We start from the raw sequence: 7,084 nt of genomic DNA, 5'->3' as shown, positions 1-7,084 counted from the left end.
GCCATGTCTACCGCAGTGCGCTGAACGCCTGCAGCGCGGCGATCGCCGCGCTGCAGGCGTTCAGCGCACTGCGGTAGACATGGCCGCGTCGCTCGAGCGGCCAACGCTGCAGAAAATCGGCGGCTTCGCTGACGCTGTCGATCTCTTCGATCTCATCTTCCACCCGCACTTTGAGCGGCACTCCGGTTTTCATCGTACCCACGGCGTTCACCTTCGCTTTGCGCGCGGCTCCAACTACCGCATCGATAAACGCGCCCCGCTGGCGGCCGGTTGCATCAATTTTTCGGCCGGCGCGCGATCCTCATGGGCTAGCCACCGCGTTCAGCCAGTCATGGGCGCGGCTTTTGGGCCTGGCCACCAGTATGTTCTGTTGCTTGGCCGCCCTGGTGAAGGCGTCGAACGCAATGCGCTGGCAGCAGATGCCTTCGACGGCGAGCGTAACCAGCCGCGTCGCCTCGAGATAACCAGGTGCTGTCTTGTCGGGCCATTGGTGGCGCAATGCCTCGGCTGCGCCGGCCACCGAACTGACCAGCATGGTTTTGTTATCGCAAAAGCGCACGGTAACCGGCATGAAGGCTGTCATCGGCGAACCTCCCCTTGGCATGGACGCGACATAACGTCGAAAGCTCGCGCCGGTTCCATCAGCCTGGATGCCGGGCGGCAAGGATGCTGGCGCAGCGGCGAGGAGGCGACGACCTCCGATTCAACGAAGGCCAACCGAACGGCGGCTCTCTCCGCCCTGCCGACCATGTGGGGAGATGCCCAACAGCGCGAAGGATCGCCGCTTTGCCGTTCTCCATCATCCCGAGCCAACCAGGAGCCTCCCATGAGCAAAAGGACCAGACCCGTCAAACCGCAGGCGCCGAAATTGCCGAAGGGCGAGGCCGAGCAGGTGCGCATACGCCGCGAGATCGGCCATGATTTCGCGCTCAGGGATGACGCCTTCGGCCGCAAGCGGCTGGCGGCGGGCACGCTGGAGGCTGCTCGTGTCTACGAGGTGTCGAATGACGGCTACGCCGCCACCGGCGGCATCGTGCGGGTGCGCGCCATCGATGCGCTTATCGGCATCACCTCGCTGTCGCGCCAGCAGCGCGAGGCAGGTCTGCGCTACCGCGAGGATTTCCGCTGCAGCCAGCAGGCTGATGTCAAGCCGATGCGCTGGACCGAGCGCGTCGACGGCGGCCGCGATGGCGGCGGCATCGCCGACAGTGTGCTCGACGCCGGCAGGGCCTATGCCGCCGCCACAAGAGCGCTAGGCCATTGGGAGGTGGCCGCCGTGGTGCGACAAGTCTGCTGCGCGGACGGTTCCCTCAAGCGCCTGTCCGAGCAGACCGGCGAAGGCCGGAACGTGGTGACGAAGCTCCTGAAGGTGGGGCTGGATTTGTTGGCAGTGCATTACGGGATGATGATGAGGCGGTGAGGGGTGAAATGGATCCGACCGGCGATGCCTGCCGGATCGGTGATCAAGCCCGTTCCACAGATTCGCAAGATGTGATGAACAATGCGGACCGGGCGCAGATACCCAGGCGCCTAAAACAAGGCCCGCTCCAATGGCCCCGCCAGTGTCTCGGCAAAGCCCGTCGCCAGATGGTGCCTGTCACGAAACGCCAGCTTGCCTGATATGACGACGTGGCAGGTGGTCGGGCCGCAGAATTGGTTGGTGAGGTCGATGTAGCGGGTGTCGGGCACGCTGGTCACCACGGCGCGCTCGGCGGCGGCGGTGCTATCGTTGGCGGCTTCGGCTCTTGGCGTGTCGCAGTGCGGCGAGGGTGCCTCGCGCCACCACAGGGTGCGCGCCACGCAGGAGCCGGCGAAGCTGGCGTTGATCGGCGTGTCGCGGATAACAGCCGTCTCGACACCGGCCCGGCTGAAGGCCTGCAAGGTCGAGCGCAGGCCGGCCTGCCAGCGCGCTACTTCAGCGGTGCGTTCGGCCGCGGGCAGGTCACGGATCAGATTGCCGATGGAAAATTCGGAGATCACCACCAGGCGCGGCTTGTGGCGGATGATCTCTGATATGGCCTGCTCGCGCCAGGCGTCGCATTCGGTGTAGTCGCGCTTCAGCACCGTGTTGAAGGTGGAGAGCCGCGAAGCGCGGCACGATGATTTGAGATAGGTGATGATCTTTGTGTCGTTGCGCCTGGCTGCTTCGATCAGCGGCGTCGACCACTGGTCGGCGTGCGAATCGCCGAACAGCACGATGGTGCGGGTGGCGTCGGCCGGGCCGAACATGCAGGGTTTCGGCGTCACCGTTTGGAAGTCGGCCAGGCAGTTCTTGTCGACAGCTCGCGCGATGGAAGGTCTTTCGACCGCCTGCTCGATGCCGCGCTGCTCGGGGCCGATATTGCGCGTGGCCAGATGCGCGTTGGCATAGGCGACCGCCACGCCGGTGCCGGTCAGCATCAGCGCGGGAACCAGCACAAGGCCGGGAAAAGCGCGAAGCGGTTTTGCGCCTGGAATGGCCTTGGGAAAGGCGCGGGCGCCTACCGCCATCCAGGCGCCGCGCCGCGCCGGGTCTTCGATCAAATGATAGGTGAGCACCGACAGCGCGAGCGCCAGCACGCCACAGCCAAGGCGCTGCGGCACGGAAAGCTCCGGCGCCAGCATCCCGGCATAGACGATGACCGGCCAATGCCAGAGATAGAGCGAATAGGAGAGCGTGCCGATCCATTGCAAGGGCGGCAGGGACAAAGCGGCGGCCGGGCCAAGGGCTTGCCAGCCGGTCCGCCTGTTGGTCTGCGGCCCGCCGATGCCGCTCAGCAGCACCAGCACGGTGCCCGCCACCGGCAGCAACGAGTACCAGCCGGGGAAGGGCAGGTCCTCGCTCAACAGGAGATAGGCGGTCGCGATCAGCGCCAGGCCGAGCCAGCCAAGTGCTGCCCGCAGCCAGATGCGGTGCTGCAGCAAAGCCATGGGGACCAGCGTCGCCAGGCCGCCGGCGGCGAACTCCCAGGCGCGCAGCGGTGAAAAATAGAAGGCCCAGGCCGGCGCCGCGCTGGTCAGCCACTGGCAGGCGGCGAAGGAGGCAAGGCCGGCAACGCCGATCACGGCTGCGGCCGTTCGCCGGCCCGGCCGCAGCCAGGCGGCCAGCAGAAGCAGCGCCGGCCAGGCCAGATAGAACTGCTCCTCCACCGACAACGACCAGAAGTGGATGAAGGGATTGCTGGTGGCGTCGGCGGCGAAATAGTCGAACGACCAGCGCAGCAGCCACAGATTGATGGAATAGGCGGAGGCGAACATGGCGCCGCGCGAATAGAGCGCCTGCTCCTGCGGCGCCAGGATGAAGTAGCCGGCGGCCAGCGTAACCAGGATGACGAATAAAGCTGCCGGCAGAAGCCGCCGCGCGCGCCTGGCATAGAAGCGCCAAAGGTCGAGCCGGCCGGTCTCGCCGATCTCCTGCATGAGATGGGTTGTTATCAGCCAGCCCGAGATGACGAAGAAGATGTCGACGCCGGCAAAGCCGCCGGGGAGCGCGGTGAGGCCGAAATGGTAGGCGACGACACCGCCGACGGCGAGCGCGCGCAATCCTTGTATGTCCGGCCGGAACGATGCTGCCACGACGGCTCCTTCGTGCAAGGCCCAGCCCCTGCGCAACGTCGGCCGGGCAGGCTGATATCGCAATGCAACAAATTTATCGCAGTGCAACATAGAGCAATTTTATCGCGGTGCAACATAGCAGGAATGGGAAATGGGCCGGCGCGCCGGCCGGGCTTGATCGTTGCGTGGCTTGATCGTTGCGTGGCGGGCTTGTCCGTGCGCCCCGCGGCAGACGCAAAACAGCCCCGCGAAGGGGCTGTTTCTCATCGGGCCGCTGGATTGCTACTTGCTGCCGCCGTTCGCTTTCACGCTGCTGCAGAATTCCGGATGGCTGTTGGCCGCAGTGGCGTCCTTCGCCTCGTCCTCGCAGGCCTTCATCATCGCGGTCTGGTCGTCCGGCGTAAGGGCCTTCCAGGCCTTCACGAAATCGTCGTCGCTGACCATCGTCTTCCTGCTGGAGTCGGTGTAGAAGGGCTGCATCTTGGCCGGATCGTCGAGAGCCGACGTGCCGGTGTCGCTCGCGGCAAGCGCCGTACCGGCAACCATCGAGAGCGTCATCGCGCCGAAACAGATCATCTTGATGTTCATGGCGGTACTCCTCCTGTTGCTTTGGGATCGTCGAAGCAACGATCAGCTGGAAAACGACAGGTTTGGGTGAAAGTTCCGGGGTTTTTTGCGCAAAAATCCCGAAACGAAGAAAAATATAGTCGAAAAACTTGAAACTTTCCCCGATTTTTCCCGTAAGAAGCGAGTTTATCGGGTCTCTCGTGCGAGACTGACCACCAGCCGATCGACACTGGGGTCGTCGAGACTGACGATATGGGCCATCTGCAGCGCTCGCCTCATGCTGATCCTGGCGACGTCCTGCCGCATGATGACGGATACAAAGGCCGGCCCTGATCCGGTGAGGACGATCGCCCTGCCTACCAGAACCGGTTCGGAGATGGGAGCCCACTGCACGGTCATGATTGAGGGCTCGGTGGTCTGGCGCCGGTTGATGCCGGTGAAATAAATCCAGTTCAGGCGCGAGATCGCCACGCCGTAATGGTTGCCGGGTATTCTCGAGCCACCCCGGCCATCGCCCGAAGCCCAGCGCGTCACCCGCCTGAAGGTGACGAGATCGGCCTCGCGCCGCACGAAGGTGACCGAGCGCATCAAAAAGTCGGGTCGGCCGGGCATCGAAAAATAGGTGAAATATGTGCCTCCGGCGATGGCGGGCGACGGCGGCCGCACCATGTTTTCGTACAGGGCCTGGCGCAGCGTTGCGTTGCCGTCGCTCTTGGCTGCCGCGGCGGCCGGCTCACGATACAGCTCATTCTCATCGATCTTGAAATAGTCGCAGATCAGCCTTGCGGTGGCTTTGTTGGGAACCGCCTTGCCTTGCAGATAGCGCTCGAACTGGGTGCGATTGATGCCAAGCTCACGGCACACCGCGCTGACGGAAGCGTGGCGTTGGACCAGCCGCCTGAGATTGGCGGCGAGATTCTCGCGAATTGGCACGACATCTCCCCGACAGACGTACGGACCAGTATTCAAGCGATTGCTTATATACAGTTGCATGCCGTGGCGGCGGCGCGAAGATGGACCTTTGGCCAATAGGCAACGACCCGGTGGCGCGTAGACTGTACGATTCTGACAGTCCGGCTATGCAAGCCGTGTAAATGGGCGTATTTCGATGGCAAGAGCGACCTGAGATCGGCCTCTCGACATCCTGCAATGGAGGGCGGTTTGGATCATACCGGCCTGGTCGAGCTTCTGGACTACACGCAAGCGCAATTGACGAAGATCCGCCAGGCGGTCGCGGCCAGCGATCACGCCGGTGCCATGTTCACCATCGACTGCCTTGTGGGAGCGGCGGCCGAACAGACGAAGTGCAAGCTTGCAAGTCTGGAGCATGCCGGGTTGCCGATAGCCAAGGATGGACCGATCGACGGGGATGGGCCGATTGGCCGGGGCGCATTTAAAGGCGGTGCGGCACCGCCCGGCAAAGCGACATCGGGCAAGCCGGATGCGGCAACCGCTCCTGATCAGGCCGCGCCGATCTCGCCGATCAGCCTTGTATATTCGGCCTCGGCTTCGCCGTAACTGCCATTGGCGAGTTCCAGCAGTCCGGCGCGGTCGCGAATGACGATCTCGCCCCGACGCGAGCGGATCAACGCGCGGCCTTCAAGCAGTTGGAGGGCGACGGTGACGCCTGGCCGCCTGACACCAAGCATGATGGCCAGGAATTCGTGGGTGATGGCGAGATGTTCGCCGGGCACGCGGTCGTCGCACATGAGCAGCCAGCGCGCCAGCCGCTCCTCGAGCTTCAGCCGCGCGTTGACGAGCGCGGTGCAGCCGGCCTGGGTCTGTAGCGCGTTGACGAAGCGCAGCAGGAACATGCGCAAGGTTGCACTTGCCGCCAATGCTGCCTTGAAAGCGCCGGCTTCGATGCGGATCGCTTCGCCTTCGAGTTGGACATAACAGGCATGCGGCGCACGGTCGTCGCCCATCACCAGGGAATATCCCGTCATGCCCTCGAAGCCGATGAAGCCCACTTCGGCCTCTTGGCCGCTCGCGGTGCTGGCGACCACCGAACCGATGCCCTGTTCGATGAAGTAGACGGCCTCGATCGGAATATTCGGGGTCACCAGCATCATGCGTAGCGGCAAGTCGCAGCGCTGCATGTGCGGCTCGAGCAACGCCAGATCATCCGCAGGCATGCGCCGCAGCAGCTGATTTCGGTATTTGGTGAGATCAGACATGGCGTGGCCCAATGCAGGGCAAGAGCCATCCAATCTCCCAGCCGTCCGTGCCCGTAAAAACGTACGGACGATCGCCTATGTATAGGGGCTCTGAACGAAGAAAGATATCAATGCGATATGAAATTCGAAGCACGGCGCCCCCCAACGCCCGTTCGCATATGAAAAGATCGGCCTGAATGTTAGTGTCGGAAACGTACCAAGCGCCACTTGGTACAAAACCGACATATTTCATGAGAGCGCCGGATCACGGTGAGGGTCGATGAAATCCGCCGGCTAATGACAAAGGCGCCATGTCGCGCCGGGCCCGAGAACCGTTCGAAAAGTGGGGCAGAGCGGCGGGAGAATTGTACGATACTTACTGTGATGAAGGCCGATGTTGACTCTTGCTCAGCCCGATTTCATTTTTTGACCCACAGCGTCAAGGAAGTGGTCGCTGCTCCGAAAGGGGCTTCTTATGTCGAGCCTTCATAAGCGCAATCCTGGTTTCCATCCTTCCGATCTGCAGCTGTGCCAGCGCGTCTTCGATCGGGTCTGCCTGGAGCGCAAACTCAATCGCATGTCGGGAGAGTCGGACGTGCAGCTTCTGGCGGCCACGGTGTTTTCGCTATTTCAGAATGGCTGCCGCAATGAAGGCGAGTTGCTTGAGAGTTTCCGGCGGACGCGCCAATGACCAAAGCCAGGATCACGTCCGCGGCACCGGTAGCCGAAAACGAACCTTACGACGCTGCGGTCTTCGCCCGGAAATACGGCATGTCGCGGAAGGCCGCGGAGGTCGTGCTGTCCGCGAACGGACCGTCCAGAACGGC

Annotated in this window: 9 protein-coding genes; 3 read left to right on the top strand and 6 right to left on the bottom strand. The window is 63.2% G+C overall.

From position 1 onward, the window contains the following. Positions 1-7: 7 nt before the first annotated feature. Entirely contained in the window at positions 8-193 is a 186-nt protein-coding gene (locus EN984_RS16685; RefSeq protein WP_245480077.1) for a DUF982 domain-containing protein, read from the bottom strand. Positions 194-301: 108 nt separating this feature from the next. Next, entirely contained in the window at positions 302-583 is a 282-nt protein-coding gene (locus EN984_RS16680; RefSeq protein ID WP_127268742.1) for a DUF982 domain-containing protein, read from the bottom strand. A gap of 243 nt (positions 584-826) precedes the next feature. Between EN984_RS16680 and EN984_RS16675 the strand changes: the two genes are divergently transcribed. Continuing rightward, complete coding sequence (locus EN984_RS16675) at positions 827-1,420, top strand: DUF6456 domain-containing protein (RefSeq protein WP_127268743.1); 594 nt, start codon at positions 827-829, stop codon at positions 1,418-1,420. 110 nt (positions 1,421-1,530) lie between these two features. Here EN984_RS16675 and EN984_RS16670 read toward each other — a convergent pair whose 3' ends face one another. The 3 genes from EN984_RS16670 to EN984_RS16660 all read right to left on the bottom strand — a co-directional run bounded on the left by EN984_RS16670 (position 1,531) and on the right by EN984_RS16660 (position 5,034). Beyond that, entirely contained in the window at positions 1,531-3,555 is a 2,025-nt protein-coding gene (locus EN984_RS16670; RefSeq protein ID WP_127272599.1) for an acyltransferase family protein, read from the bottom strand. 261 nt (positions 3,556-3,816) lie between these two features. Further along, the gene (locus EN984_RS16665) at positions 3,817-4,122 is read right to left on the bottom strand and encodes a hypothetical protein (RefSeq protein ID WP_127270646.1); all 306 of its coding nucleotides are present in this window, start codon (positions 4,120-4,122) and stop codon (positions 3,817-3,819) included. A 165-nt stretch (positions 4,123-4,287) separates the two neighbouring features. Then, positions 4,288-5,034 carry a helix-turn-helix transcriptional regulator gene (locus EN984_RS16660; RefSeq protein ID WP_127270648.1) on the bottom strand — a complete coding sequence of 249 codons (747 nt, stop codon included), beginning with the start codon at positions 5,032-5,034 and terminating at the stop codon, positions 4,288-4,290. A 228-nt stretch (positions 5,035-5,262) separates the two neighbouring features. On the opposite strand from EN984_RS16660, the gene EN984_RS16655 reads away from it, so the two are divergent. Next, positions 5,263-5,619 (top strand): hypothetical protein, encoded by a 357-nt coding sequence (locus EN984_RS16655; protein ID WP_164749118.1) that lies wholly within the window; start codon positions 5,263-5,265, stop codon positions 5,617-5,619. On the opposite strand, the gene EN984_RS16650 is transcribed toward EN984_RS16655, so the two are convergent. After that, entirely contained in the window at positions 5,562-6,278 is a 717-nt protein-coding gene (locus EN984_RS16650) for a Crp/Fnr family transcriptional regulator (protein WP_127272600.1), read from the bottom strand. The genes EN984_RS16655 and EN984_RS16650 overlap by 58 nt on opposite strands. A gap of 454 nt (positions 6,279-6,732) precedes the next feature. On the opposite strand from EN984_RS16650, the gene EN984_RS16645 reads away from it, so the two are divergent. Then, positions 6,733-6,948: a hypothetical protein gene (locus EN984_RS16645; RefSeq protein WP_127272601.1), complete on the top strand. Its 216-nt coding sequence runs from the start codon at positions 6,733-6,735 to the stop codon at positions 6,946-6,948. Positions 6,949-7,084 lie beyond the last annotated feature (136 nt).

This window comes from Mesorhizobium sp. M7A.F.Ca.CA.004.12.1.1, from assembly GCF_003997835.1.
In the GTDB taxonomy this organism is placed as follows: Bacteria; Pseudomonadota; Alphaproteobacteria; order Rhizobiales; family Rhizobiaceae; genus Mesorhizobium.
The sequence above is the reverse complement of the archived record's forward strand: the minus strand, read 5'-3'. Positions and strand labels throughout refer to the sequence as shown.

What these genes read in the sequence shown, in the direction of transcription:
- EN984_RS16680 (WP_127268742.1), bottom strand. Translation starts at nt 583, where the DNA reads ATGACAGCCTTCATGCCGGTTACCGTGCGCTTTTGCGATAACAAAACC.
- EN984_RS16645 (WP_127272601.1), top strand. Translation starts at nt 6,733, where the DNA reads ATGTCGAGCCTTCATAAGCGCAATCCTGGTTTCCATCCTTCCGATCTG.
- EN984_RS16650 (WP_127272600.1), bottom strand. Translation starts at nt 6,278, where the DNA reads ATGTCTGATCTCACCAAATACCGAAATCAGCTGCTGCGGCGCATGCCT.
- EN984_RS16685 (WP_245480077.1), bottom strand. Translation starts at nt 193, where the DNA reads ATGAAAACCGGAGTGCCGCTCAAAGTGCGGGTGGAAGATGAGATCGAA.
- EN984_RS16665 (WP_127270646.1), bottom strand. Translation starts at nt 4,122, where the DNA reads ATGAACATCAAGATGATCTGTTTCGGCGCGATGACGCTCTCGATGGTT.
- EN984_RS16675 (WP_127268743.1), top strand. Translation starts at nt 827, where the DNA reads ATGAGCAAAAGGACCAGACCCGTCAAACCGCAGGCGCCGAAATTGCCG.